We start from the raw sequence: 23,237 nt of genomic DNA, 5'->3' as shown, positions 1-23,237 counted from the left end.
CCGGCGAACAGCCAAGGATCACGACATGGATTTTGCCCACCTGGACCAGCAGCTGCGCGACAGCCTGCTGGACCTGAAACTGAGCAACGAAGAGCGCGACGAGCTGCGTCAACTGGGCAGCGAACTGGGCCAGGACCAGGTGCGCTACATGCGTAACCGCGCCTTTGATCTGGTGCGCGAACTGGCGCTGACAGACAGCGCCAATGTGCTGCCGGCGTTGAAATGGCTGGAGCAGGTGGTCAAGACCCTGGACGCCAACAGCGCCCCGGTGCGCGACATGGCCAGCGCCCACTTCAGCCCCGGTGAAGACTGCCGGCGCAAGATCCGCGACCTGTGCCGCCAGGCGCGAATCTCGGTGGATATCTGCGTGTTCACCATTTCCGACGATCAACTGAGCGACGAAATCCGCGCCTGCCACCAGCGCGGCGTGGCCGTGCGGGTGATCAGCGACAGTGAAAAGCAATTCGATGTCGGCAGCGATATCGCCGCGTTACGCGAGGCCGGCGTGCCGGTGCGGATCGACGACACGCCGTTCCACATGCACCACAAGTTCGCTGTGTTCGATGGCCGGACCCTGCTCAACGGCAGCTTCAACTGGACCCGCAGCGCCACCACCGGCAATGAGGAAAACCTGCTGGTGATCGACCACCCGCAACTGGTGGCCAGTTATCTCAAGGAGTTCAACGAGCTGTGGAGCCGCTACGCGCCGCGTTAAGGCGTGCAGCGGCGGGCCTCAATACGGCCTCAGGCGGCGTTCGGGTAACCCCAGGCGCTCTCGGCGGCCAGGCTGTCGATCAGCTTCTGGCGCAGCTCATGGGCTTTTTCCGGGGCACTCTGGCGCAGGGTTTCCAGGGCCAGGTGCAACTGCTGCACCGGGTTTTCGCCAATAAACAGGTTGCGCAGTTCCAGGCCGGCAATCGCCTCCTCGAAGCGTTGCTGGCGGATATGGTTCAGCACCATGGCCTGGCTCAATTGGCTGGCATAGGCCGCCCGCTGTTCCAGGCGACTCTTTAGCTCGGCGGCTTTTGCCTGATCGTCGATGTAGACGTAGCTCAGCGCCAGCTGTTCCAGGAAGAAGGCTTTTTCCGCTGGGTCCAGCGTCGCATTTTGACTGTCGTCGTCGAGCGCTTGCACAGCCTGATCCAGCAGTTCGCCGGCTTGCCGGGTTTGTTCCAGGTCGTGGAGCAGCTTGGCCTGCAACGCCAGTTTCATCGGACGATCGGCGTATTCGAGCTGGGTGTTGAGATGCGCCATTTCCTCCAGGTTATTGCGGATCAGCCAGCTGTCGCGGCGCAGGCGCGGCAGGGCGGCCTGCACCCGCAGTTGGGTTTCCAGGATCAGCAGGCGCAACCACGGCCATTGCTCATCGCCACGCAAGGTCTCCAGTGCCAGCAAGGCTTGCTCCAGCAGATGGGCGCACCATTGCGAGTGTTCCTCGACGTAGTTGCCCCACAGACAGATCAGGCACCAGATACGCTGCGGGGTCGAGACGGCGCCGGCCTGCAAGGCCGCCTCGGCCTCGGCCATCTCGTTGCGCGCGACATGCCAGTTCAACAGGCTCAACAGCAGCTCGCTGGCGTCCGACTCCGGCACCTGGGCGATCAGCTGTGTAGCCAGATCCGGGCGCTTGGCGTCCAGAATCAGCTTGAGTAACGGTGGGTAGCCGAAGTAGTCGTCGGGCTCGGGGTTTTGCGCCAGCAGTTCGAATCCGGCGTCGAATTCCCCGGCTTGCATCAGCAGGGTCACGACGATGATTTGGGCCGACTCGGGCAATTGCGCGGCCATGGCCGGGAACTGCGCGTCCTGCCCCTGGGCACGGTACTCGAGCAGGGTCTGTTCCAGTTCATGCAGGTCCAGTTTGTTGGCCGGCTGTTTGAGTAGCAGTTGCCAGGCCAGGCCGATGCTGATGGCGGCTTTGTCGGCCAGGCCCAAGCTGCGTTGCAGGGCAGCCAACTGCCGATGCTCGCTGGCGGAGTCCTGGCTCAACTGCTCGACACCGAAGGTCACCAGCAAGGCGCGGGCCTGCTCGTGTTCACCGCTGGCCACCAGCAGTGGGATGCGCAGCATGGGCGCTGAGGGCAGGGGTTGATGCAGGCGCTCCAACAGGCTTAGCACCGCCTGTGGGCCGTCCTTGTCGAGCAAGGTTTCGAGCAGTTGGTCCAGGGCCATGGGCTGGTAGGTTTCATCGAGTTCGGCCAGTACTTCCAGGGCCTGTTCCTGGTCGCCTTGTCGGTACAGCGCCGCAGGCATCTGCATCAGCCCCAGTTGCCGGGCTTTGCCCGTCAGGCGCTGGGCCAGTTGCAAGCCCACTTGCGGTTCGATGGCGCTCAGGTGCGCCGCGCGATTGATCTGCGCTGCCTCGTCCAGGGTGATACCCAGGTCATTGCCGCTGCTGCTCTTGTTGGCATACACCACCAGCAGCGAGATCACGCCGGTAATGACCAGCAGGATGATAAGCACTTCCATGATTCGGTTTTCCTTTGGTGCGGGTCGGGGCCTGGCGCGTTGCATGGGGGCGCCCTGGACAACGGGTTGCAGCCAGGCGGGTGTCGGTCCGGGAGGCGGTCAGTTCGCCTGAGAGGTGCGCCAGGCCATGCCGCTGCTAAAGCTCTCCATCAGTTGCTGCTGAAGTTCGCTGGCCCGCTCGGGGGCCCGTGTGTGCAGCTCCTCCAGGGCCTGATACAGACGCGACAGAGGCTTCTTGTCGCTGAGCAAGACGCTCAGGTTCAGGGCTTCGATGGCCTGGGCGAAGCGCTGGTGCTCGATGTGATTGAGCAGCAGGTCCTCTTCCAGGTCGCGACTGCCGGCCTCCAGGCTGTGCAATCGATCCTGCAGGACCTGGGCCTGCTGCGCCTCGTCGATGCTCAGGTAGGCGCTGGCGATGTCCTCCAGGTAGAAGGTTTTGTCCATCTCATCGACCTCCGGCAGGGTGTCGCTGTCCAGCAACGCCAGGGCCTGCTCCAGCAGGGTCCTGGCCTGGGCCGTCTGCCCCAGGTCGTGCAGTAGCTTGGTCTGCTCGCGAATGCACAGCAATTGCTGTTCGCCGTCCTCCTGCTGGTGCAGGCTGTGCAATTCCTCAAGGCCGCTGCGTACCAGCCAGCTGTCCCGGCGATGGGCCGGCAGCCGGCTTTGCAGCTGTAGCTGGGTTCGCAGGGCCTGCATGCGCATGCCGCTCCAGAACTCATGGTCATTCTTGTACCCGTCGATCTGTTGCAGCGCCTTGGCCAGCAGTGCCTCGGCCCATTGCGGGTGCGTGGCGTGGTGCTGTTCACAGAGGCTGAGCATCAGGCCCGGATGCTGGCTCGGTTCAGTTTCCAGGGTCAGTAACAGAGCCTCGGCTTCTGCGGTCTGCCCTTGTGTCGCCATGTGGCTCAGCAGGCTCAGCAGCAGGCTGTAGCGATGCATGTCGGGGGCCTTGTCCAGCAGGCGCAGGGCGTTATCGATCGGCGGCAGGGCCAGGGCCAGGTCCAGCAGTTCGCTGTGCGTTGTGTAGTAGAGGTCTTCGCTGATGGGGGCCAGCAGACTGAGGGCAGAGTCCAGTTGACCGGCCTTGATCAGGGCGGCGACTGCCTGGGCCTGTTCTTCTGCCGGCAGTGGCGCGGCCCGGGTGAGGATCGAGTCGAACTGACCCAGGGTCGCGCAGGCCTCGAACAGCCTGCGCAGAATCGACTGGCGATGGCTTTCCTCGGATGCCTCAAACGTCGACCAGGCGTGCTCGACGCTGGCCAGTGCCGCGTCCTGCATCCCGGCCTGATGTTGCAGGTGCGCCAGGATCAGCAGGTTGCCGATGCTCTGGCGTTCCTGGGCGGCCTGCTGTTGCGGGTCACTCAGTTCGCCCAGCACAGCCAGGGCCCGGTCCTGTTCGCCACGGGCCTGGAGGATACGCACTTGCAGCAGCGGCCAGCTGGGCAGGGATTGCCCCCAGTTCTCCAGGAGTTCCAGGCAGGCTTGGGTATCGTCGGTGTCGAGCAGTGTTTCGATCAGGGTATTGAGCACGTACTCCCGGGCGTGGGGCGGCAGTTGCTGGTAGATCGCCTGGGCCTGGGCCTTGTGTCCGGCCAGGTAGAGCTCGCTGGCCACCAGCTGCAAGGCCAGTTCCCGGGCCTCGCCGGGTAGCGTCTCTGCCAGTTTCAGCGCCAGCAGCGGCTCGGCCTTGCTCAGCAGCAGGGTCTGATTGATCTGGGCGGTGAGGTTGCTGGTCAGCTCCAGACCCTCGTTCCGATCGGCGGTTTTCTGGCGGGAGTACAAAATCAGTGCGATGAACACCAGCACGATGACAAGCAGGGTGACAAAGAGGGTCATGGACGTCCTTTTCTATTGCACAGCGGCTCTGGTGCGGTGCGCGCCAGCCGGTTTGCGCGGGGTTATAAAGCCATGGCTACAGGCTGGCAACCGACTTTACCCAGCCAATGCGTTTCAGCGGATGTCATCCAGGGCAGGGGTGGCCCGGTCAGTGGTCGGGCAGGGCGGCAGGTTTCGGGTTAGACTTGCCGCCTTTTCGCACACTCAAGAAGCCCGCACATGGCCCAGCCGTCCACCACCTACAAATTCGAACTGAACCTGACCGACCTCGACCGCGGGGTCTACGAAAGCGTCAAGCAGACCATCGCCCGTCACCCTTCGGAAACCGAAGAGCGCATGACAGTGCGACTGCTGGCCTACGCCTTCTGGTACAACGAGCACCTGTCGTTCGGTCGGGGTCTGTCGGATGTGGATGAACCGGCCCTGTGGGAAAAGAGCCTGGACGATCGCGTACTGCACTGGATCGAAGTCGGCCAGCCGGACGCTGATCGCCTGACCTGGTGCTCGCGCCGCACCGAGCGCACCAGCCTGCTGGCCTACGGCAGCCTGCGGGTCTGGCAGACCCGGGTGGTGGACGCGGTGAAGAACCTGAAGAACCTCAACATCGCCGGCGTGCCCCAGGACGTCCTCGAGACCCTGGCCAAGGACATGCCGCGCGTCATCAAGTGGGACGTGATGATCAGCGAAGGCACGATCTTCGTCACCGACGATCGCGGTCAGCACGAAGTCCAGTTGGAATGGCTGCTGGGCGAGCGCGGCTGATCGCCCGCTCCGCACCTGAACGATCCACCGTCCCCCAAGAGAAGTTGCTGTTAGCCCATGCGTATCGAACCCCGTGAGTTGCCCGCCGTCCTGCCCTTTCTCGGCGATCTGCCGCCACTGCTGACCCGCCTTTATGCCGCCCGTGGCGTGCAGTCGGTGGAGGAGCTGGACAAGAGCCTGGCGCGGCTGATCCCGTATCAGCAGCTCAAGGGCATCGACGCCGCGGTGGACCTGCTGGTGACCGCTCTGGACCAGCGCCAGCGCATCCTCATCGTCGGCGACTTCGACGCCGACGGCGCCACCGCCAGCACCGTGGGCTTGCTGGGCCTGCGCCTGCTGGGCGCGGCCCATGTCGATTATCTGGTGCCCAACCGTTTCGAATACGGCTACGGCCTGACCCCGGAAATCGTTGCCGTGGCCCTGCAGCGCGAGCCGCAGCTTTTGATCACCGTAGACAACGGCATCTCCAGCGTCGAAGGCGTGGCGGCGGCCAAGGCAGCAGGCTTGCAGGTATTGGTCACCGACCACCACTTGCCCGGCCATGAACTGCCGGCGGCGGACGCCATCGTCAACCCCAACCAGCCGGGCTGCGAGTTCCCCAGCAAGGCCCTGGCCGGGGTCGGGGTGATCTTCTATGTGCTGATGGCCCTGCGCGCACGCCTGCGCAGCCTGGGTCGCTATGAAACCCGGCCGCAGCCGAACATTGGCGAGCTGCTGGATCTGGTGGCCCTGGGCAGCGTGGCGGACGTGGTGCCCCTGGACGCCAACAACCGCATCCTGGTGCATCAGGGCCTGGAGCGGATTCGTGCCGGTCGCGCGCGGCCGGGGCTCAAGGCGATTCTCGAAGTGGCCAAGCGCGATCACTCGCGTATTACCTCCACCGACCTGGGTTTTATCCTTGGTCCACGGCTCAACGCCGCCGGACGCCTGGACGACATGAGCCTGGGTATCGAGTGCCTGCTCAGCGACGACGTTTCCGCCGCTCGGGCCATGGCCGCTCAGCTGGACGAACTGAACCAGGACCGCAAATCCATCGAGCAGGGCATGCAGCGCGAAGCCCTGGCCCAGCTCAAGGAATTGCCGGTGGAGTCGATGCCGTTCGGCCTGTGCCTGTTCGATGCCGACTGGCACCAGGGCGTGATCGGGATTCTCGCCTCGCGCCTGAAAGAGCGTTACCACCGCCCGACCATCGCCTTTGCCGATGCTGGCGACGGCATGCTCAAGGGCTCGGCCCGTTCGGTGCCGGGCTTCCATATACGTGACGCCCTGGACGCGGTGGCCGCGCGCCATCCGCAACTGATCAGCAAGTTCGGTGGCCACGCCATGGCCGCCGGTCTGTCCCTGCCGGAGCAGAACTTCCCGGCCTTCGCCGAGGCTTTCGACGAAGAAGTGCGGCGCCAGCTGCGCGAAGAAGACCTCACCGGGCGCCTGCTGTCGGACGGCAGCCTGGCCGTGGAAGAGTTCCACCTGGAACTGGCCCGCGCCCTGCGCCATGCCGGGCCCTGGGGCCAGCACTTCCCCGAGCCGATGTTCCATGGCGTGTTTGAACTGGTGGAGCAGCGCATCGTTGGCGAACGCCACCTGAAAGTGGTGCTGCGCAGCGAATGCGGCTCGCTGAAACTGGACGGCATCGCCTTCGGCATCGACCGCGAAGTCTGGCCCAACCCCACCATCCGCTGGGTGGAACTGGCCTACAAGCTCGACCTCAACGAGTTCCGGGGCCAGGAAACCGTGCAGTTGATGATTGCCCATATTGAACCGCGTTAAGGGACGCTGTGGCTGGTTTCGCCAGACTTTGGGGAAACGGGATGGCGGAATGTCTCTTTCTTTTGTAAGGGGTTTCCGAGCGCACTCCCGGGTGCTTGTGGCGATCTACTCAGCTGACTAGTCTCGGTTCATCACTGCCTATCAGTGATCGGGAATAGCAGCCCGGGTCGAACGCAAGCGATGCCATCAGCACTGCAATTCATATTTGCAGTGTGCTGTTATGGCGGCTGTGCGTGGGGGCGCTTTCGGGCGCACCGGTTCCTCGACCCGGTCTGCTAGCCCGCGTACAGCCGCCACCTTTTTAAACGTCTAGCAGCGTTAGGTGTGGAGGCTTCATCGTCGAGGAACTGCACCATGAAAAAGATCGTCCCGATCCGCCTGTTTCCCCTCCTTCTTCCCGTCGTAATCCTGCCCACGATCTGGCCAATGAAAGGGTTCGCCATGCCCTGGCCATTATCGGCGTAGAGGGTTCGCTGATCGCGACGCTGCAACCCACCGCCGCTGGTCCTGCGGGCCCCGATAACCCCTTCACTGTGCGCCCCGGTATCAGTGCCGAAGAAGCACTGCTCCACGTTTTCATGCTGCTCAAGTCCGCCGAGGAGGTGTCCGACGAGATCACCGAGCAGGCCAGTGGCGTAGAGCGCGGGTTGATCTGGTCGCTGGTGCATTCGGTGGAGATGGCCCGTGGCGTGGTGGAGGCCTTGCTCGATGGCAATCGCCGGGGCCCTGCGATTTGACGCTCCGCCAGCCGCTGTCCCGCCGCAGCGGCTGGCGTTTGTGCCGCCCGGGCGCAAGGTTTTTGCCCGGGCAATCATCAGGAACCCTGCTGGCGGCAGTGTTGTCGACTAGTCTCTAAGCACTGTCTGATTGGCCTTGTGACCTTTTGTCATTCTTCTACCCGCGGGGGCGGGCGCTTCACTTCGCAGTCACTCGTCGACCGTTCAAACAGAACCCTGGAGCCTGACCATTGACCGAGAGGTGCCCCATGAGTCTGCTGCTTGAACCCTATACCCTGCGTCAACTGACCCTTCTCAACCGCATCGCGGTGTCGCCCATGTGCCAGTACTCGTCGGTGGACGGGCTGGCCAACGACTGGCATCTGGTGCACCTGGGCAGCCGCGCCGTCGGCGGCGCCGGGTTGATCTTCACCGAGGCCACGGCGGTCACCGCCGAGGGCCGGATCACCGCCCAGGACCTGGGCTTGTGGAACGACGCGCAGATCGAACCCTTGCAACGCATCACCCGTTTCATCACCGCCCAAGGCGCCGTGGCTGGCATCCAGCTGGCCCATGCCGGGCGCAAGGCCAGTACTCATCGGCCCTGGCTGGGCAAGTCCGGCAGCGTCAAACCCGAGGACGGCGGCTGGGTGCCGGTGGGGCCGTCACGGATTGCCTTCGACCCGCAGCACACGCCGCCCACCCAGTTGGATGAGGGGCAGATTGGCGAGATCATCCAGGCCTTCGTTGCGGCCGCCAAACGTGCGCTGGAGGCCGGTTTCAAAGTGGTGGAAGTGCATGCCGCCCATGGCTATCTGCTGCATCAGTTCCTCTCGCCCTTGAGTAATCAGCGCCAGGATCAATACGGCGGTTCGTTCGAAAACCGCATTCGCCTGGTGTTGCAGGTGACCGAGGCGGTGCGCGCGGTGTGGCCCGAGGAACTGCCGCTGTTTGTGCGGGTGTCGGCCACCGACTGGGTGGAAGACGGCTGGAACCCGGACGAGACCGTGGAGCTGGCGCGGCGGCTTAAGGACCTGGGGGTGGATTTGATCGATGTGTCGTCCGGAGGCACCGCGGCCAATGCCGAGATTCCCACCGGGCCGGGTTATCAGACGCGCTTTGCCGAGCGAGTGCGCAAGGAGTCGGGGATTGCCACCGGGACCGTGGGGCTGATCACCGAACCGGCCCAGGCGGAGCATATTTTGCGTACCTGTCAGGCGGACATCATCTTTCTCGCCCGGGAGCTGTTGCGTGATCCTTACTGGCCGCTGCATGCCGATGATGACCTGGGCGGGCGCAAGGCGATCTGGCCGGCGCAGTATCAGCGGGCAACCCACAGGGATCAGCCGATTCATGAGTCGGACTTGCGTGATTAAGGTCCTGCCGATGTAAAAAAACCGGCCCGTGTGGGCCGGTTTTTTTTGTGCCTGGCTTCAGGACGCCTGCGCTGGCCAGCCAGCTCCTACGGAGGCGGTGCGGTCTGTAGGAGCCGGCTTGCCGGCGAAGAGGCCCTTGAGGCAGGCGCTGTAAGTACCGACGCCTGCGCTGGCCAGCCAGCTCCTACGGAGGCGGTGTGGTCTGTAGGAGCCGGCTTGCCGGCGAAGAGGCCCTTGAGGCAGGCGCTGTAAGTACCGGCGCCTGCGCTGGCAAGCCAGCTCCTACAGGGGCAGTGCGGTCTGTAGGCGCCGGCTCGCCGGCGAAGGGGCCCGTAGGGCGGGCCAGGGGCCGTCAGCCGATCACGGGTATTTGCGTTTGTCCGGTGCCGGCGGGAAGTACTGGTACAGCCAGGTCTCGCTCAGGGTGCGGTCGTGGGTGCGGATGAACAGCCGCAGTTCCACCGGTTCGACGCTGTCGTTGGTTGGGTACCAGTCGAAGAGAATGCGGTAGCCCTTGATCTCGTCCAGTACCAGGATGCTGAAATCCTTAACCTCACCGTTGGAGGCGCTGATTACCGGTTCGATGCCGGTGCCGGCTGGCAGGCGATCCAGGCCGCCACCGGTGAAGTCCACGGCAAAGCGCCGCGCCCAGACTTCCGGGTAGTGCTCGCCCGGGGCCCAGCCTTCGACGAAGCCGCCCATGCCGGAACGGGTGGCGTGTACTCGTGCCAGGGGCGTGCCTACCGGCGGCAGGGCGCTCCAGTAGAGCTTGTAGCCGTAGTTCAGGGAGTCGCCGGCGGCCACCGGTTTTTTCGGGGTCCAGAAGGCCACGATGTTGTCCATGGTTTCGCCGGTGGTGGGGATTTCCAGCAGGTCGACGCTGCCTTCGCCCCAGGCTGTGGTGGGTTCGACCCACAGGCTCGGGCGGCGGCTGTACCAGTCCACGGTGTCCTGGTAGCTGGCGAACTCGTGGTCGGTCTGCACCAGGCCGAAGCCTTTCGGGTCCTTGTCGGCGAAGGCGTTGAACTGCAGGTTCGCCGGGTTGTTCAACGGCCGGCAGATCCATTCGCCGTTGCCGCGCCACATGGCCAGGCGGTCGGAGTCGTGGATCTGCGGGTGGATGGTGTCGCACATGCGCCGTTCATGGGTGCCGCAGCTGAACATGCTGGTCATCGGTGCGATGCCCAGTTGTTCGATGGCGGTACGGGCATTGATGTGGGCGTCGACGTCCATCACCACGCGCTCGGCCTGACAGTCGATGTCGAAGCGGTAGGCACCGGTGGCGCTCGGTGAATCCAGCAGGGCGTAGACCACGAAGCGAGTGCTGTCCTTGTCCGGGGTCTCGAACCAAAACTGGGTGAAATCGGGGAACTCCTCGCGGCGTTTGGCGTAGGTGTCGATGGCCAGGCCCCGGGCCGACAGGCCGTACTGGCCGGTGGCGTCCACCGCACGGAAGTAGCTGGCGCCGAGGAAGGACACCACGTCATGCCTGTCCAGTTCCGGTGCCTTGAACAGCTTGAAGCCGGCAAAGCCCAGGTCGCCCTTGAGCTGGGCGGTGTCGACGCTGGTGTTCTGGTAGTTGAACAGCGCGGGACGGAAGTGCACTTCCCGCGCCTGGCGAGTCTTGGGATCGACGCTGTGCATGCGCACCGGCTGCTTGAAGCCCATGCCCACATGGAAGAACTGCACATCCAGCTGGCCGTTCAGGTCATTCCACAGCGAGTGCTGGCTGTCGTACTGGATGGCGTTGAAGTTCTGCGGCGTCATCTTCGCCAGGGTCGGTGGCAGCACCTGCTTGGTGTCTACGTACTTGCTGGCGGCCAGTTGCTTGGCCTGGGCCTTGAGCTGATCGAAGTCGAATGCCTGGGCTTGGCCGTCAGCGGCGCCGGCCCAGGCCCTGGCTGCCAGCAGACCGCTGGCCGAGAGGCCGGTGTAGGCCGCCAGGGCCATGGAGGCTTTGAGGAGATTCCTGCGGTGCATAGGTGAACCTTGTACGGGGAAAGATCCCCAGCCGTTCCTGGCTGCATGAGGGGATCGCGAGGTGAGGTTCGGTCATGCCATCGGCCAAACGCAACGGACTGTAAACAGACGCCGGATAGAATAAACGGTTCGCCAGGGGCAGAAAAATGATTAGCTTGTGTCCATTGGTAACCACCGATCAGCTCCAGGAACCCCGCCCATGCTGCACCCGCGCTTGCTCATCGAAGACGATATCCAACGGCTCAAATTGATCGACCGCTCAGAGGTCATCGATGAGTTCTACCGTCTTCAGGATGGCGTTCTGCTGCGCTATGCCCAGCATGAAGTGGTGGAGGGTTGGCCGCAGGGCGAGGCTGAGCATGACGCGCTGATCTTGCAGCAGTGTTACCAGCGCGGCGGCTGGTTGCATGGGGTGTTCGATGGCTCGGCGCTGGTGGCGGCAGCGGTGGTCGATTGCCTGCCCATCGAGGGCGCCGGGCTGGACTTGCGGCAGTTGAAGTTCCTGCATGTGAGCCGGGCATATCGCGGCCTTGGCCTGGGTCGGCAACTCTTCGCCCTGGCCCGGGAGCAGGCCCTGATCATGGGCGCCCAGGGCTTGTACGTGTCGGCCACGCCGTCGCGGCACACCGTGGATTTTTACACCAGCCTGGGCTGTGAGCCATTGGCCGTCCCGGACCCGGAGCTGCTGCGCCTCGAGCCCGAGGACATCCACCTCTATCTGCGTCTGGTTTAAGCCTGGAGGGGCTTGCGCCAGTTTGGCCAGGCACCGATGGTCACCGCCCGCAGCAGCCACTCGCAAGGACCGTACTGATGAGTGCGCAGCCACAGGGTGCTGAGCTGCATCTGCAGCAGGTAGATGGCGATCACCAGGACGGGCATCCACAGCGGCGACAGATGGTTGATCAGCCCCAGTCCGTAGCCGGTGAACAGCAGGCAGAGGATCAGCGATTGCAGCAGGTAGTTGCTCAGTGACATCCGTCCCAGAGGGGCCAGGCGTTGGCACAGGCGCTGGCCCAGAGGGGCGTGAAAGGCCCTGAGCAGTAGCATGGCGTAACTGGCCGAGAGCAGCGGCGCGGTCAGTTGGCTGATGCCGTAGCCGATGACTTCCAGACCGCCACCAGGGGCGTAGGCTGCCCAGTATCCGTAGAGCAGGGCGCTACCCAGGCCGAGGGGCAGGGTCACGGCCAGCAGCCCTGGCAGTTTGCGCTCAAAGCGGTAAGGCGCCACCAGCAGGCCTTTGCGCCCGGCTACATAGCCCAGCAGGAACATCGCCAGGGTGCTGGGGCCCTGCAGCAGCCACAGGGCAGAAGCGGTCTCCAGCAGATGAGAGGCGTTGTAGGCCAGGGTGTCCAGGGCATCGCCGCCCAGGGCCATGTCCTTGAGCACCGGTTCGCCGTCGGCGACGCCGGTGTAGAGGCCAGCGTTCAGCAGTTGCACACCGAACAGCAGGATCAGCACGGCGGTTCCCGTGATCAGCACTATCGCCAGGGTCGCCGCCCATCTTGCCGACAATCCGCGCAGCGCCAGCAGCACCAGGCCCAGCAGGGCGTACAGCGAGAGGATCTCGCCGTAGAACAACAGCGCCCCATGCGCCAGGCCGATGGCCAGCAAGGCCAGTTGCCGACGCAACATGCGCGGCACGAAGCGTTCCCCCGAGCGTTCGGCGGAGGCCATCTGCAGGGTGAAGCTGTAGCCGAACAGAAAGGAGAACAGCAGGTAGAACTTGGCCTCGAAGAGGACCGACACCAGCCAGCGGATCAGGTGATCGAGGCTGCCGGCATAGGCTGGATTGCTCACCGGCGAGGTGTAGTACGGGTCGGCGAAGGACCAGATGTTCACCGCCAGGATGCCCAGCAGAGCAAAGCCGCGCAGGGCGTCCACGTGCTGCAGGCGTGCTGCCTGGACGGGCACCAGCGCACTCATCTCCAGGGCCTTGGTAGCAGGGTGGGTTCTTGGGGGGCGGGAAGCATGGGACGGCCTTTGGGTACTTGAGTGAACGCTCAATTAACGCGATCAGGCCGTGTGCGGGCAATCAAACTCTTGTGAAAAAGAGTCAAAAAGCGTGATGCCCATCTTCCACGCCTTGGGGGCAGACCACAGGGGCCTTAGCTCCCCACTGGAGCCTGGGCATCCAGGCACTGGGCTTCGCCGGCGGGCGTTTCGCCTTTTTTTGTCCACCAGGTCAGGTGCCGGAGGCTGTTCAGGTCGCCACGCTTGATCGCTTCCCGGTAGCAGGCCAGGGCCCGCGGGCCATCGGTGGTGCCCCACTTGCCCTCGGCGTAGCCGCTGCCCAGGTAGTAGTAGGCGTTGGCCGAGTCCAGTTCCCGGGCAGTGCGCAGCACCAACTCTTCGGACTTGCGCGGTTGCTGGCATTGCGTGACGGAGCCATCGCCGAGCGGATCGCAGTAGTACATGGATAGCATCAACGCCGCCTCGGCATCGGTCTGGGCGTAAGGCAGCAGCAGTTCTTCCGGCTCCCCGGGCTTGAGCTCCGGCGCCATGCCCGAGTAACCCAGGCTCACCGCCTGCACCGCTGCCTTGGCCGAGCCATGCCGGGCGGCGTCCAGCAGAATCTGCTGACCCAGCTCGAAGAAGTACTTGGTCAACAGGTACTGCTCCCGACCGCCGTAGCCCAGGAACAGATCGGCCTTGCGCATCTGCCGCTGTAGTGCAGTTTCATCGGCCGGAGCGTCCTGATTGAGCAGGCCGTCCATGGACCACTGTTCCACCCGTACCAGCTGCCAGCAGGCGCCCTGTTGAAAGACGAAGGCCTGGACCACGTCGCCCAGTGGGTCATGCACCACCAGGGTCTGGCTCTCCCAGAAGGTTTGCAGCCCGGCCCGAGCCTGGGCCTCTGGATCGAGCAGGGTCAGCAGGTGGCGGGTATCGCCCGTCAGCTTGTGCCGGGTGGTGATCTCGCGTCCGTACTCGTCATGGGTCGGTCGCTGTTCGATCAACGGCGAGTCGCTGAACGCCTGCTGCAGCTCCGGGCTGCTGGCAAAGGCCTTGGCGAAGGTCGGCAGGTCGCTGGACGGGCAAGCGGGCGCAGCGGCCTGGGCCGCCTGGGTGGCGGCGCCGAGCAGCAGGACGGTGAACAGCGGGCGCAAGAGATGACGAAGGGCGGGCATCGGCGAACTCATTGAGGTTGGAGGCGGAGCGTCGGTCATGGTCTGCCCGGCGGAGGTGCCGGTACGAAGCAGCGGCACAGCCACTGCGCCAGCCAGATCGCCAGCAGCGGCGGTACGCTCATCAGGAAGCAATAGACGTAGCCGCGTATCGGATGGTCGGGAAACATCGCCCAGGCGGTGAACAGCACCAGGGCGCCGACCAGGCCCAGCTTGACCTTCAGGTTGGGCACCAGGGCCACTAGCACGCTGACGATGATCAGCAGATGGAGCAGGAGTTCGACCATCACTCCCATGCCGTAGCCCTTGGCGATGGAACCGAAGTGGCTGCGATACACCGATATGCCCCAGAAATGGGCCAGATAGAACAGCGGCGCCGGCAGCGAAAGGGGCACCAGGCCGGTGATGATGCGTATCAGGTGATAACGGCCTACGGCGTCCAGGCTCATGGGCGGCACTCGTGGGCGGTGGCGGGGTTCTGTCGGGGCATGGGCGCATCCTTGCTGCCGGAAGGTCTTCAGCGATTCCGGGCGATGGCGCCGGGGCTTTTTCTGGCGGCGGATAGTGCCGTAACTCGGGGCGCTAATCCAGTCTGGCGGCCTGGGTGGGGGCTGATGGAGGGCCTTTGATGCAGGCATTTCCGGCGCAGGGCCCCTTCGCTGGCAAGCCAGCTCCTACAAGGGGGGGGCTGCCCGTGGGAAAGCAACATTCAGAAGCACTATCGTCCCCCTGAACCTGGGCACTTCTCTCTAGGCTTACGGCCTTATGTGTCGATGTGACACCTAATTTTCCGGAGGCGGCAGATGAACACCCGTGGATTGCTCGATCAATTACTCAGGTCCGGTCAGGAGTTGCTGCAGAACAAGACCGGCGCGGCGCCAACGGACAAGCCCCGAGCCGATTCCGCTGGCCTCGGCGGCTTGCTCGGCGGCAAGGCCGGCGGGCTGGGCGGACTGCTGTCCGGAGCGGGCGGCGGGGCCCTGGCGGCCGGCGCCATGGGCTTGCTGCTGGGTAACAAGAAGGCCCGCAAGTTTGGCGGCAAGGCCCTGACCTATGGCGGCCTGGCAGCCCTCGGAGTGCTGGCCTACAAGGCCTATGGCAACTGGCAGGCACAACAGGGCAGCGCCCCAGGCAACGAGCCGCAGACCCTCGACCGGCTCCCGGCGCAGCAGGTGGAGCAGCACAGCCAGGCGATCCTCAAGGCCCTGGTGGCGGCGGCCAAGGCCGATGGTCATGTGGACGAGCGTGAGCGGGCGCTGATCGAGGGCGAGTTCCGCAAGCTGGACAACGACCCGCAATTGCAAAACTGGCTGCACAGCGAGTTGAACAAACCCCTGGACCCGGCGGATGTGGCCCGTGCCGCCAGCACCCCGGAGATGGCGGCCGAGATGTACCTGGCCAGCGTGATGCTGGTGGATGAAGAACACTTCATGGAAAAGGCCTATCTGGACGAGCTGGCGCGTCAGTTGCAGCTGGCGCCGGGGCTCAAGGCCGAATTGGAAAACCAGGTGCGCCAGAGCGGTCTCTGAAGCACCTGGGAGTTGCCCTTTGCCAAGGATGGCGGTTCTGCCGGAAGGAATTGCCGAAATGCCCTTCAGTGGCCTGGAAATGCCCGCTGAACCGCCATCCAGAGCGGGTGCACAAAGATGCCGAAAGTGCCATTCGGTTTGCTAAACCACCCATAAAACCTGCATCGTCCTCGGCTATACTCCTCCCATTTTTGAATGGCCTCGAGGACTGACTGTGAAGAACTGGACGTTGCGCCAACGCATTTTGGCGAGCTTTGCGGTGATTATCGCCATCATGTTGTTGATGGTCGTCGTCTCGTACTCGCGCCTGTTGAAGATCGAGGCCGGTGAAGAGCGCATGCGCAATGACGCGGTGCCCGGGGTCTATTTCAGCTCGATGATCCGCAGCGCCTGGGTCGACACCTACCTGCAGACCCAGGAAATCATCGGCCTCAAGCAGAATCAGGACATCAGCTCCGAAGACAAGGCGGACTTCAAGGCCTTCGAAGAGCGCCTGCAGACCCAGATGGGCAATTACAAACAGACCATCAACAGCCGCGAAGACCAGAGCGAGTTCGACGCGTTCGAGAAAGACCATCAGGAATTCAATCGCGTCCAGGCGGCGGTGCTCGACCTGCATCAACGTCGCCAGGAAGCCGAGGCGATCCGCCTGTTCAACGAACAGCTGACCCCGGCCTGGATTGCCGGCCGCATGAAACTCAATGACATCATCAGCGAGAACAAGGCCGTGGCCGATTCCGCCACCGCCGCCATCGATGATGCGGTGGCCGCGGCCAAGGTCAGCATGGGCGTGTCGCTGCTGCTGGCGGTGCTCGCCGCCGGCCTGTGTGGCCTGCTGCTGATGCGAGCGATCATGGCGCCGATGAACCGCATCGTGAGCATTCTCGAGATCATGCGCACCGGTGACCTCAGTGGCCGCTTGAACCTGGAGCGCAAGGACGAGTTCGGCGCGGTGGAAACCGGCTTCAACGACATGATGACCGAGCTCACCGCACTGGTATCGCAGGCCCAGCGTTCGTCGGTGCAGGTCACCACATCGGTGACCGAGATTGCCGCCACCTCCAAGCAGCAACAGGCCACCGCCACCGAGACCGCTGCCACCACCACGGAAATTGGCGCCACCTCGCGGGAAATCGCTGCCACCTCCCGGGATCTGGTGCGCACCATGACTGAAGTGTCCAGCGCGGCCGATCAGGCCTCGGTGCTGGCCGGTTCCGGCCAGCAGGGCCTGGCGCGCATGGAAGACACCATGCACTCGGTGATGGGCGCCGCAGATCTGGTGAACGCCAAGCTGGCGATCCTCAACGAGAAGGCCGGCAACATCAATCAGGTGGTGGTGACCATCGTCAAGGTTGCCGACCAGACCAACCTGCTGTCGCTGAACGCCGCCATCGAGGCGGAGAAAGCCGGTGAGTACGGTCGCGGCTTTGCCGTGGTGGCCACTGAAGTGCGACGTCTGGCGGACCAGACTGCCGTCGCCACCTACGACATCGAACAGATGGTCCGCGAGATCCAGTCGGCGGTGTCGGCAGGAGTCATGGGCATGGACAAGTTTTCCGAAGAGGTGCGTCGCGGCATGGCCGAGGTGCAGCAGGTGGGCGAGCAGCTGTCGCAGATCATTCATCAGGTCCAGGCCCTGGCGCCGCGGGTGCTGATGGTCAATGAGGGGATGCAGGCCCAGGCCACAGGCGCCGAGCAGATCAACCACGCCCTGGTGCAACTGGGGGACGCCAGCAGCCAGACCGTCGAGTCCCTGCGTCAGGCCAGCTTTGCTATCGATGAGCTGAGCCAGGTGGCCGTGGGCCTGCGCAGCGGCGTCTCGCGTTTCAAAGTCTGATGGATGAGCTCGCGCACAAGCGCGGCGCCGCAGCCGGGGCGCGCAGTGCTCTGTTCCTGGTGTTTCGCATCGGTCAGGAGCGCTATGCGCTACAGGCCACCGACGTGGTGGAAGTGTTGCCGCGCCTGCAGCTCAAGCCCATTGCCCAGGCACCGTCCTGGGTCGCTGGGGTCTTTGCCTATCGCGGGGTGGTAGTGCCGGTCATCGACCTGTGCGAGCTGACGTTTGGGCGCGCGGCGCAGCTGCGTACCAGTACCCGACTGGTGCTGGTGCACTACCGGGGCGACGTCGCCCAGCCGCCGCGGGTGCTTGGACTGCTGCTGGAGCAGGCCAACGACACGCTGCGCTGCGACCCCGAGGAGTTCCAGCCTTATGGCCTGGACAACCGCCAGGCGCCGTATCTGGGGCCGGTGCGTGAAGACGCCCAGGGGCTTTTGCAATGGGTGCGGGTCGATGACTTGCTGGGTGCTCAGGTGCGTGAGTTGCTGTTTCCTGCCGAGCCTCTGGACCCGGCGTCGCTTGAGGAGCCTCGATGAGCGACGAACAACGGTTTTTCGACTTTCTCAAGGAGCGAATCGGCCTGGATGTCGCTTCGGTGGGCCCGGCGATCATCGAGCGTGCGGTGCGCCAGCGTTGCAACGCCCTGGATGCCCTCAGCAGCGACGAATACTGGCAAAAGCTGCAAGGTTCCCGGGATGAGCAGCAGGCACTGATCGAGGCCGTGATCGTTCCGGAAACCTGGTTTTTCCGTTATCCGGAATCCTTCGCCACCCTGGTCAAGCTGGCCAAGGAACGTCTGTCACAGATCAAGGGCATGCGCGCCTTGCGCCTGTTGAGCCTGCCGTGCTCCACCGGCGAGGAGCCCTACTCGATTGCCATGGCCCTGCTGGATGGCGGCCTGGCTCCCCACCAGTTCAAGGTCGACGGCCTGGACGTCAGTCCGTTGTCGGTGGAGCGGGCCCGGGGGGCGGTCTATGGCAAGAATTCCTTTCGTGGCCAGAACACCGAGTTCCGTGAGCGGCACTTTTGTGCCGAGGGCGACCGTTATCGCTTGAGCGAGCGGGTTCGCGAGCAGGTCCGGCTGCAAGTGGGCAATGTCCTGGAACCGGGGTTGCTGGCCAGCGAGCCGCCTTTCGATTTCGTCTTCTGTCGCAACCTGCTGATCTATTTCGACCAGCCGACCCAGCACCAGGTGTTCGAGGTGCTCAAGCGCCTGACCCATGAAGAAGGGGTGCTGTTCATCGGGCCTGCCGAGGGCAGCCTGCTGGGGCGTCTGGGCATGCGTTCCATCGGTATTCCCCAGTCCTTTGCCTTCAGCCGGCACACTGAGCCCGAGCCTGCACCGGTTCCGGTGGCCTTGCCCCAGCCCTTGTCCTTGCCGCTGCCGCCGCGCAATCCGCTGCCTGCGGCACCGCGCCAGCGCCCCTTTGCCGCCCGCGCGGCCCAGGCCCCGGTGGCCGGGAACACGCCGGCGGTCAGCGATGCCGCGAGCCTGCTGGCCAGCATTGCCGCCTTGGCCAACGAGGGCAAGAGCGCGCAGGCCCGTGCCGCCTGCGAGCGTTATCTGCAACAGCACGAGCCTGTGGCCCAGGTGTTCTACTGGCTGGGGCTGCTCAGTGATGTGGCCGGCAACGCCATGGAAGCCCAGGGCTTCTATCGCAAGGCCCTGTACCTGGCTCCCCAGCACCCTGAAGCCCTGGCGCACCTGGCGGCGCTGTTGGCATCCCAGGGCGATGTCGCCGGAGCCCAACGATTGCAGGAGCGCGCTGCCCGCAGCACTCGCACTGCCGACAGTGAGTTGAAACGATGAGCCATTCCTACTCATTGGACGTGACCCGTGAAGATGCGCAGGCCATCGACGATTGCTGGAACCGTATCGGCATCCACGGCGACAAGTCCTGCCCATTGCTCGCCGAGCATATCCATTGCCGCAACTGCGCGGTCTACTCCGCCGCCGCCACGCGCCTGCTGGATCGCTATTCGTTGCGCCAGGAGGACCGGGAGCACGCGGTGGTCCTGGAGGCCGACAGCGATGTGGTAACCCGTTCGCTGCTGATGTTCCGTCTCGGCGAAGAGTGGCTGGGGCTGGCGACCCGCTGCCTGCTGGAAGTGGCACCGTTGCAAGAGATCCACTCCTTGCCTCACCAGCGTTCACGGGCATTGCTGGGGGTGGCCAACGTGCGCGGGGCCCTGGTGGCCTGCCTGTCATTGACTGAGCTGCTGGGCCTGGATGGCACACCGGTGGTCGCTGCTACGGGGCGGGTCATGCCGCGGATGTTGATCATTGGGGCCGAGGGCGGCCCGGTGGTGGTGCCGGTGGATGAGGTGCACGGTATCCATGCCATCGATGAACGCATTCTCAACGGTGCCTCGCTCTCCGGAGAACAGGCCAATGCCAAGTACACCCGTGGCGTGTTGCAATGGCAGGGACGCAGCCTGCGTTTGCTGGACGAAGAGCAACTGCTCTCGGCCGTGACCCGGAGCCTGACATGACCCCCGATCAAATGCGCGATGCCTCGTTGCTGGAGCTGTTCAGCCTGGAAGCCGAGGCCCAGACCCAGGTACTCAGTACCGGGCTGCTGGCCCTGGAGCGCAATCCAACCCAGGCCGATCAGTTGGAAGCCTGCATGCGCGCCGCCCACTCGCTCAAGGGCGCGGCGCGGATTGTCGGGGTCGATGCCGGGGTCAGCGTTGCCCACGTGATGGAGGATTGCCTGGTCAGTGCCCAGGAAGGGCGACTGTATCTGCAACCCGAGCATATCGACGCCCTGTTGCAGGGCACTGACCTGTTGATGCGTATTGCCAGTCCCGGGGGCGTCGAGACAGTGGCGCCGGATATTCCGGGCTATGTGGCGTTGATGGAGCAGTTGCTGGCGCATGGACCGGGAGCGCCAAGCGTGCCGGCCCAGGCAAGCGCCGCGCCAGAGCCGGAGTTCGAAGCACCAGTGGCGCCCATGGCGCAGTTGCCGAGGGAGCTGGAGCCCTTGTCGCCGCCGAGCGAACCGGCCCTGGAACCGGCAGTGAGCAACGGGCGCCCGGGCAAACGCATGACCGAAGGTGGCGAGCGGGTGCTGCGGGTGACCGCCGAGCGCCTCAACAGCTTGCTGGACCTTTCGAGCAAATCCCTGGTGGAAACCCAGCGGCTCAAGCCTTACCTGGCGACGATGCAGCGCCTCAAGCGGATCCAGAGCAACAGCCTGACCGCCCTGGAAAACCTCAACCTGCACCTCAAGGAACACGCGCTGAGCCTGGAGGCTCAGGAGGCCCTGGAGGATGCGCGGCGCTTGCTGGCCGAGTCCCAGCAATTGTTGGCGGAGAAGACCGCCGAGCTTGATGAGTTCGGCTGGCAGGCCAGCCAGCGGGCCCAGGTGCTTTATGACACGGCCCTGGCCTGTCGCATGCGGCCCTTTGCCGATGTCCTCACCGGTCAGGTCCGCATGGTCCGCGATCTGGGGCGCAGCCTGGGCAAACAGGTACGCCTGGAGATCGAGGGTGAGAAAACCCAGGTCGATCGCGATGTGTTGGAGAAACTCGAAGCACCGCTGACTCACCTGCTGCGCAATGCCGTCGACCACGGCATCGAGCTGCCCGAGCAGCGCCTGCTGGCGGGCAAGTCGGCGGAGGGGGTGATTCGTCTGCGGGCCTCGCACCAGGCCGGTCTTCTGGTGCTGGAGCTCAGTGATGACGGCAATGGCGTGGATCTTGAGCGCTTGCGCCAGAGCATTGTCGAGCGTCAGCTGTCGCCGGCCCAGACCGCCGCTCAGCTCAGCGAGGAAGAACTGCTGACTTTCCTGTTCCTGCCGGGCTTCAGTCTGCGGGACAAGGTCACCGAGGTTTCCGGACGCGGTGTCGGCCTGGATGCGGTGCAGCATATGGTGCGGCAACTGCGTGGTGCGGTAGTGCTGGAGCAGACCAGCGGCCAGGGCAGCCGTTTTCACCTGGAAGTGCCCTTGACCCTGTCGGTGGTGCGCAGCCTGGTGGTGGAGGTCGGCGACGAGGCCTACGCCTTCCCGTTGGCCCATATCGAACGTATGTGCGACTTGGAACCCGAGGCCATAGTCCAGGTGGAAGGGCGTCAGCATTTCTGGCACGAAGGGCGGCATGTGGGCCTGGTGGCGGCCAGTCAGCTGTTGCAGCGGCCGGCGACCGAGACCGACGCGCCAACCCTGAAGGTGGTGGTGATTCGCGAGCGCGACGCGGTGTACGGGATCGCCGTGGAGCGCTTTATCGGCGAGCGTACCCTGGTGGTGCTGCCGCTGGACGACCGCCTGGGCAAGATCCAGGATATTTCCGCCGGGGCCTTGCTCGATGACGGCCGGGTGGCACTGATCGTGGATGTCGAGGACATGCTGCGTTCGGTGGACAAGCTGCTCAATACCGGCCGCCTGGAGCGCATCGCACGCCATCACCAGCAGCATGCACAGGCCGCGCGCAAGCGTATTCTGGTGGTGGATGACTCACTCACGGTGCGTGAACTGCAGCGCAAGCTATTGATCAATCGCGGCTACGATGTGGCCGTTGCCGTGGACGGCATGGATGGCTGGAATGCCTTGCGTTCGGAAAGCTTCGACCTGCTGATCACCGATATCGACATGCCGCGAATGGATGGAATTGAATTGGTCACACTCTTGCGTCGCGACAATCGCCTGCAGTCCCTGCCGGTGATGGTGGTGTCCTACAAGGATCGTGAGGAAGACCGGCGCCGTGGACTGGATGCCGGTGCCGACTATTATCTAGCCAAAGCCAGTTTCCATGACGACGCCCTGCTCGATGCGGTGGTGGAGCTGATTGGAGGAGCGCGGGCATGAAGATAGCGATAGTCAACGACATGCCCATGGCTGTGGAGGCCTTGCGTCGGGCCCTGGCCTTCGATCCCAGCCATGAGGTGGTGTGGGTCGCCACCAATGGCGCCGAGGCGGTGAAATATTGCGCCGAACTGACGCCGGACCTGATTCTCATGGACCTGATCATGCCGGTCATGGATGGCGTCGAGGCCACGCGGCGGATCATGGCCGAGTCGCCTTGCGCCATTGTGATCGTCACCGTCGACCGCCAGCAGAATGTGCACAGAGTGTTCGAGGCCATGGGCCACGGCGCGCTGGACGTGGTGGACACCCCGGCGCTGGGCGCGGGCAATGCCCAGGAGGCGGCGGCGCCGCTGCTGCGCAAGATCCTCAATATCGGCTGGCTGATCGGCCAGCGTGGCAGTCGGGTGCGTTCGGCGCCGGTGCCGCTGCGCAGCGGGGCGCCACGCCAGAGCCTGGTGGCCATTGGCTCCTCCGCCGGTGGCCCAGCGGCCCTGGAAGTGCTGCTCAAGGGCTTGCCAAAGGACTTTCCCGCCGCCATCGTGCTGGTCCAGCATGTTGACCAGGTGTTCGCCGCGGGTATGGCCGAGTGGCTCAGCAGCGCCTCCGGCCTGCAGGTACGGCTGGCTCGGGAAGGTGAGCCGCCGCAAAGCGGCACGGTACTGCTGGCAGGCACCAACCACCATATCCGCTTGTTGAAGAACGGCACCCTGGCCTATACCGCCGAACCGGTGAATGAAATCTACCGGCCCTCCATCGACGTGTTTTTCGAGAGTGTCGCCAGCTATTGGAATGGCGATGCGGTGGGGGTGCTGCTGACCGGCATGGGCCGCGATGGTGCCCAGGGCTTGAAGTTGATGCGCGATCAGGGTTATTTGACCATCGCTCAAGACCAGAACAGTAGCGCGGTGTATGGCATGCCCAAGGCGGCCGCTGCCATCGGTGCCGCCGCAGAGATTCGCCCACTGGACAAGATCGCTCCACGTTTGCTGGAGATATTTGCCAAATGACTGATAAACGCAGCTGTCCTGGCCAGGT

The 23,237-nt window shown here is 64.3% G+C and carries 19 protein-coding genes; 13 read left to right on the top strand and 6 right to left on the bottom strand.

Going from position 1 to position 23,237, the window contains the following annotated elements; genetic code table 11:
* Positions 1-25: 25 nt before the first annotated feature.
* The gene (locus tag FW796_RS03120; RefSeq protein WP_346633478.1) at positions 26-715 is read left to right on the top strand and encodes a phospholipase D-like domain-containing protein; all 690 of its coding nucleotides are present in this window, start codon (positions 26-28) and stop codon (positions 713-715) included.
* A gap of 29 nt (positions 716-744) precedes the next feature.
* Here FW796_RS03120 and FW796_RS03115 read toward each other — a convergent pair whose 3' ends face one another.
* Together FW796_RS03115 and FW796_RS03110 are read right to left on the bottom strand one after the other, a co-directional pair.
* A complete protein-coding gene (locus tag FW796_RS03115; protein ID WP_404938309.1) occupies positions 745-2,466 on the bottom strand; it encodes a hypothetical protein in 1,722 nt (573 codons plus the stop codon).
* Positions 2,467-2,565: 99 nt separating this feature from the next.
* On the bottom strand, positions 2,566-4,302 hold the full coding sequence (locus FW796_RS03110) for a hypothetical protein (protein WP_446439003.1): 1,737 nt from the start codon (positions 4,300-4,302) through the stop codon (positions 2,566-2,568).
* 219 nt (positions 4,303-4,521) lie between these two features.
* Here FW796_RS03110 and FW796_RS03105 point away from each other — a divergent pair, with 219 nt between their 5' ends.
* The 4 genes from FW796_RS03105 (at position 4,522) to FW796_RS03090 (ending at position 8,923) form a co-directional block, all read left to right on the top strand.
* Positions 4,522-5,064 carry a YaeQ family protein gene (locus FW796_RS03105; protein ID WP_346633475.1) on the top strand — a complete coding sequence of 181 codons (543 nt, stop codon included), beginning with the start codon at positions 4,522-4,524 and terminating at the stop codon, positions 5,062-5,064.
* Positions 5,065-5,121: 57 nt separating this feature from the next.
* A complete protein-coding gene (recJ, locus tag FW796_RS03100; RefSeq protein WP_053156512.1) occupies positions 5,122-6,831 on the top strand; it encodes a single-stranded-DNA-specific exonuclease RecJ in 1,710 nt (569 codons plus the stop codon).
* 419 nt (positions 6,832-7,250) lie between these two features.
* Complete coding sequence (locus FW796_RS03095; RefSeq protein ID WP_346633733.1) at positions 7,251-7,568, top strand: DUF6124 family protein; 318 nt, start codon at positions 7,251-7,253, stop codon at positions 7,566-7,568.
* A 248-nt stretch (positions 7,569-7,816) separates the two neighbouring features.
* Positions 7,817-8,923 carry an NADH:flavin oxidoreductase/NADH oxidase gene (locus tag FW796_RS03090; protein ID WP_346633473.1) on the top strand — a complete coding sequence of 369 codons (1,107 nt, stop codon included), beginning with the start codon at positions 7,817-7,819 and terminating at the stop codon, positions 8,921-8,923.
* Between the two features lie 360 nt (positions 8,924-9,283).
* Here FW796_RS03090 and FW796_RS03085 read toward each other — a convergent pair whose 3' ends face one another.
* Positions 9,284-10,903, bottom strand: a complete 1,620-nt coding sequence (locus tag FW796_RS03085) for a glucan biosynthesis protein D (protein ID WP_346633472.1) — start codon at positions 10,901-10,903, stop codon at positions 9,284-9,286.
* A 199-nt stretch (positions 10,904-11,102) separates the two neighbouring features.
* Between FW796_RS03085 and FW796_RS03080 the strand changes: the two genes are divergently transcribed.
* Positions 11,103-11,636: a GNAT family N-acetyltransferase gene (locus tag FW796_RS03080; protein ID WP_346633471.1), complete on the top strand. Its 534-nt coding sequence runs from the start codon at positions 11,103-11,105 to the stop codon at positions 11,634-11,636.
* Here the strand turns inward: FW796_RS03080 and FW796_RS03075 are convergent.
* The 3 genes from FW796_RS03075 to FW796_RS03065 all read right to left on the bottom strand — a co-directional run bounded on the left by FW796_RS03075 (position 11,633) and on the right by FW796_RS03065 (position 14,477).
* Positions 11,633-12,826, bottom strand: a complete 1,194-nt coding sequence (locus FW796_RS03075) for a DUF418 domain-containing protein (RefSeq protein WP_346633470.1) — start codon at positions 12,824-12,826, stop codon at positions 11,633-11,635. The two genes, FW796_RS03080 and FW796_RS03075, sit on opposite strands and share 4 nt — an antisense overlap.
* A 182-nt stretch (positions 12,827-13,008) precedes the next feature.
* The gene (locus tag FW796_RS03070) at positions 13,009-14,031 is read right to left on the bottom strand and encodes a hypothetical protein (protein WP_446439002.1); all 1,023 of its coding nucleotides are present in this window, start codon (positions 14,029-14,031) and stop codon (positions 13,009-13,011) included.
* Positions 14,032-14,066: 35 nt separating this feature from the next.
* Positions 14,067-14,477 carry a hypothetical protein gene (locus tag FW796_RS03065; protein ID WP_446439001.1) on the bottom strand — a complete coding sequence of 137 codons (411 nt, stop codon included), beginning with the start codon at positions 14,475-14,477 and terminating at the stop codon, positions 14,067-14,069.
* Positions 14,478-14,831: 354 nt separating this feature from the next.
* Here FW796_RS03065 and FW796_RS03060 point away from each other — a divergent pair, with 354 nt between their 5' ends.
* From FW796_RS03060 to cheB, 7 genes are all read left to right on the top strand, one after another.
* Positions 14,832-15,557 carry a tellurite resistance TerB family protein gene (locus FW796_RS03060; protein ID WP_346633467.1) on the top strand — a complete coding sequence of 242 codons (726 nt, stop codon included), beginning with the start codon at positions 14,832-14,834 and terminating at the stop codon, positions 15,555-15,557.
* Between the two features lie 214 nt (positions 15,558-15,771).
* A complete protein-coding gene (locus FW796_RS03055) occupies positions 15,772-17,394 on the top strand; it encodes a methyl-accepting chemotaxis protein (protein WP_346633466.1) in 1,623 nt (540 codons plus the stop codon).
* Positions 17,394-17,930, top strand: coding sequence for a chemotaxis protein CheW (locus tag FW796_RS03050; RefSeq protein WP_346633465.1), 537 nt, complete (start codon positions 17,394-17,396; stop codon positions 17,928-17,930). The genes FW796_RS03055 and FW796_RS03050 overlap by 1 nt, the downstream gene beginning before the upstream one ends.
* Positions 17,927-19,204 (top strand): CheR family methyltransferase, encoded by a 1,278-nt coding sequence (locus FW796_RS03045; protein ID WP_446439000.1) that lies wholly within the window; start codon positions 17,927-17,929, stop codon positions 19,202-19,204. The genes FW796_RS03050 and FW796_RS03045 overlap by 4 nt, the downstream gene beginning before the upstream one ends.
* A complete protein-coding gene (locus FW796_RS03040) occupies positions 19,201-19,887 on the top strand; it encodes a chemotaxis protein CheW (RefSeq protein ID WP_346633463.1) in 687 nt (228 codons plus the stop codon). The genes FW796_RS03045 and FW796_RS03040 overlap by 4 nt, the downstream gene beginning before the upstream one ends.
* On the top strand, positions 19,884-22,202 hold the full coding sequence (locus tag FW796_RS03035) for a response regulator (protein ID WP_446438999.1): 2,319 nt from the start codon (positions 19,884-19,886) through the stop codon (positions 22,200-22,202). The genes FW796_RS03040 and FW796_RS03035 overlap by 4 nt, the downstream gene beginning before the upstream one ends.
* Positions 22,199-23,209 carry a chemotaxis response regulator protein-glutamate methylesterase gene (gene cheB / locus FW796_RS03030; protein WP_110652336.1) on the top strand — a complete coding sequence of 337 codons (1,011 nt, stop codon included), beginning with the start codon at positions 22,199-22,201 and terminating at the stop codon, positions 23,207-23,209. The genes FW796_RS03035 and cheB overlap by 4 nt, the downstream gene beginning before the upstream one ends.
* Positions 23,210-23,237: the final 28 nt, after the last annotated feature.

Source organism: Pseudomonas sp. 910_21 (genome assembly GCF_052850735.1).
This window is presented reverse-complemented; position numbering and strand designations above follow the sequence as displayed.

What these genes read in the sequence shown, in the direction of transcription:
- FW796_RS03120 (WP_346633478.1), top strand. Translation starts at nt 26, where the DNA reads ATGGATTTTGCCCACCTGGACCAGCAGCTGCGCGACAGCCTGCTGGAC.
- FW796_RS03115 (WP_404938309.1), bottom strand. Translation starts at nt 2,466, where the DNA reads ATGGAAGTGCTTATCATCCTGCTGGTCATTACCGGCGTGATCTCGCTG.
- FW796_RS03110 (WP_446439003.1), bottom strand. Translation starts at nt 4,302, where the DNA reads ATGACCCTCTTTGTCACCCTGCTTGTCATCGTGCTGGTGTTCATCGCA.
- FW796_RS03105 (WP_346633475.1), top strand. Translation starts at nt 4,522, where the DNA reads ATGGCCCAGCCGTCCACCACCTACAAATTCGAACTGAACCTGACCGAC.
- recJ (WP_053156512.1), top strand. Translation starts at nt 5,122, where the DNA reads ATGCGTATCGAACCCCGTGAGTTGCCCGCCGTCCTGCCCTTTCTCGGC.
- FW796_RS03090 (WP_346633473.1), top strand. Translation starts at nt 7,817, where the DNA reads ATGAGTCTGCTGCTTGAACCCTATACCCTGCGTCAACTGACCCTTCTC.
- FW796_RS03085 (WP_346633472.1), bottom strand. Translation starts at nt 10,903, where the DNA reads ATGCACCGCAGGAATCTCCTCAAAGCCTCCATGGCCCTGGCGGCCTAC.
- FW796_RS03080 (WP_346633471.1), top strand. Translation starts at nt 11,103, where the DNA reads ATGCTGCACCCGCGCTTGCTCATCGAAGACGATATCCAACGGCTCAAA.
- FW796_RS03075 (WP_346633470.1), bottom strand. Translation starts at nt 12,826, where the DNA reads ATGAGTGCGCTGGTGCCCGTCCAGGCAGCACGCCTGCAGCACGTGGAC.
- FW796_RS03070 (WP_446439002.1), bottom strand. Translation starts at nt 14,031, where the DNA reads ATGCCCGCCCTTCGTCATCTCTTGCGCCCGCTGTTCACCGTCCTGCTG.
- FW796_RS03065 (WP_446439001.1), bottom strand. Translation starts at nt 14,477, where the DNA reads ATGAGCCTGGACGCCGTAGGCCGTTATCACCTGATACGCATCATCACC.
- FW796_RS03060 (WP_346633467.1), top strand. Translation starts at nt 14,832, where the DNA reads ATGAACACCCGTGGATTGCTCGATCAATTACTCAGGTCCGGTCAGGAG.
- FW796_RS03050 (WP_346633465.1), top strand. Translation starts at nt 17,394, where the DNA reads ATGGATGAGCTCGCGCACAAGCGCGGCGCCGCAGCCGGGGCGCGCAGT.
- FW796_RS03045 (WP_446439000.1), top strand. Translation starts at nt 17,927, where the DNA reads ATGAGCGACGAACAACGGTTTTTCGACTTTCTCAAGGAGCGAATCGGC.
- FW796_RS03040 (WP_346633463.1), top strand. Translation starts at nt 19,201, where the DNA reads ATGAGCCATTCCTACTCATTGGACGTGACCCGTGAAGATGCGCAGGCC.
- FW796_RS03035 (WP_446438999.1), top strand. Translation starts at nt 19,884, where the DNA reads ATGACCCCCGATCAAATGCGCGATGCCTCGTTGCTGGAGCTGTTCAGC.
- cheB (WP_110652336.1), top strand. Translation starts at nt 22,199, where the DNA reads ATGAAGATAGCGATAGTCAACGACATGCCCATGGCTGTGGAGGCCTTG.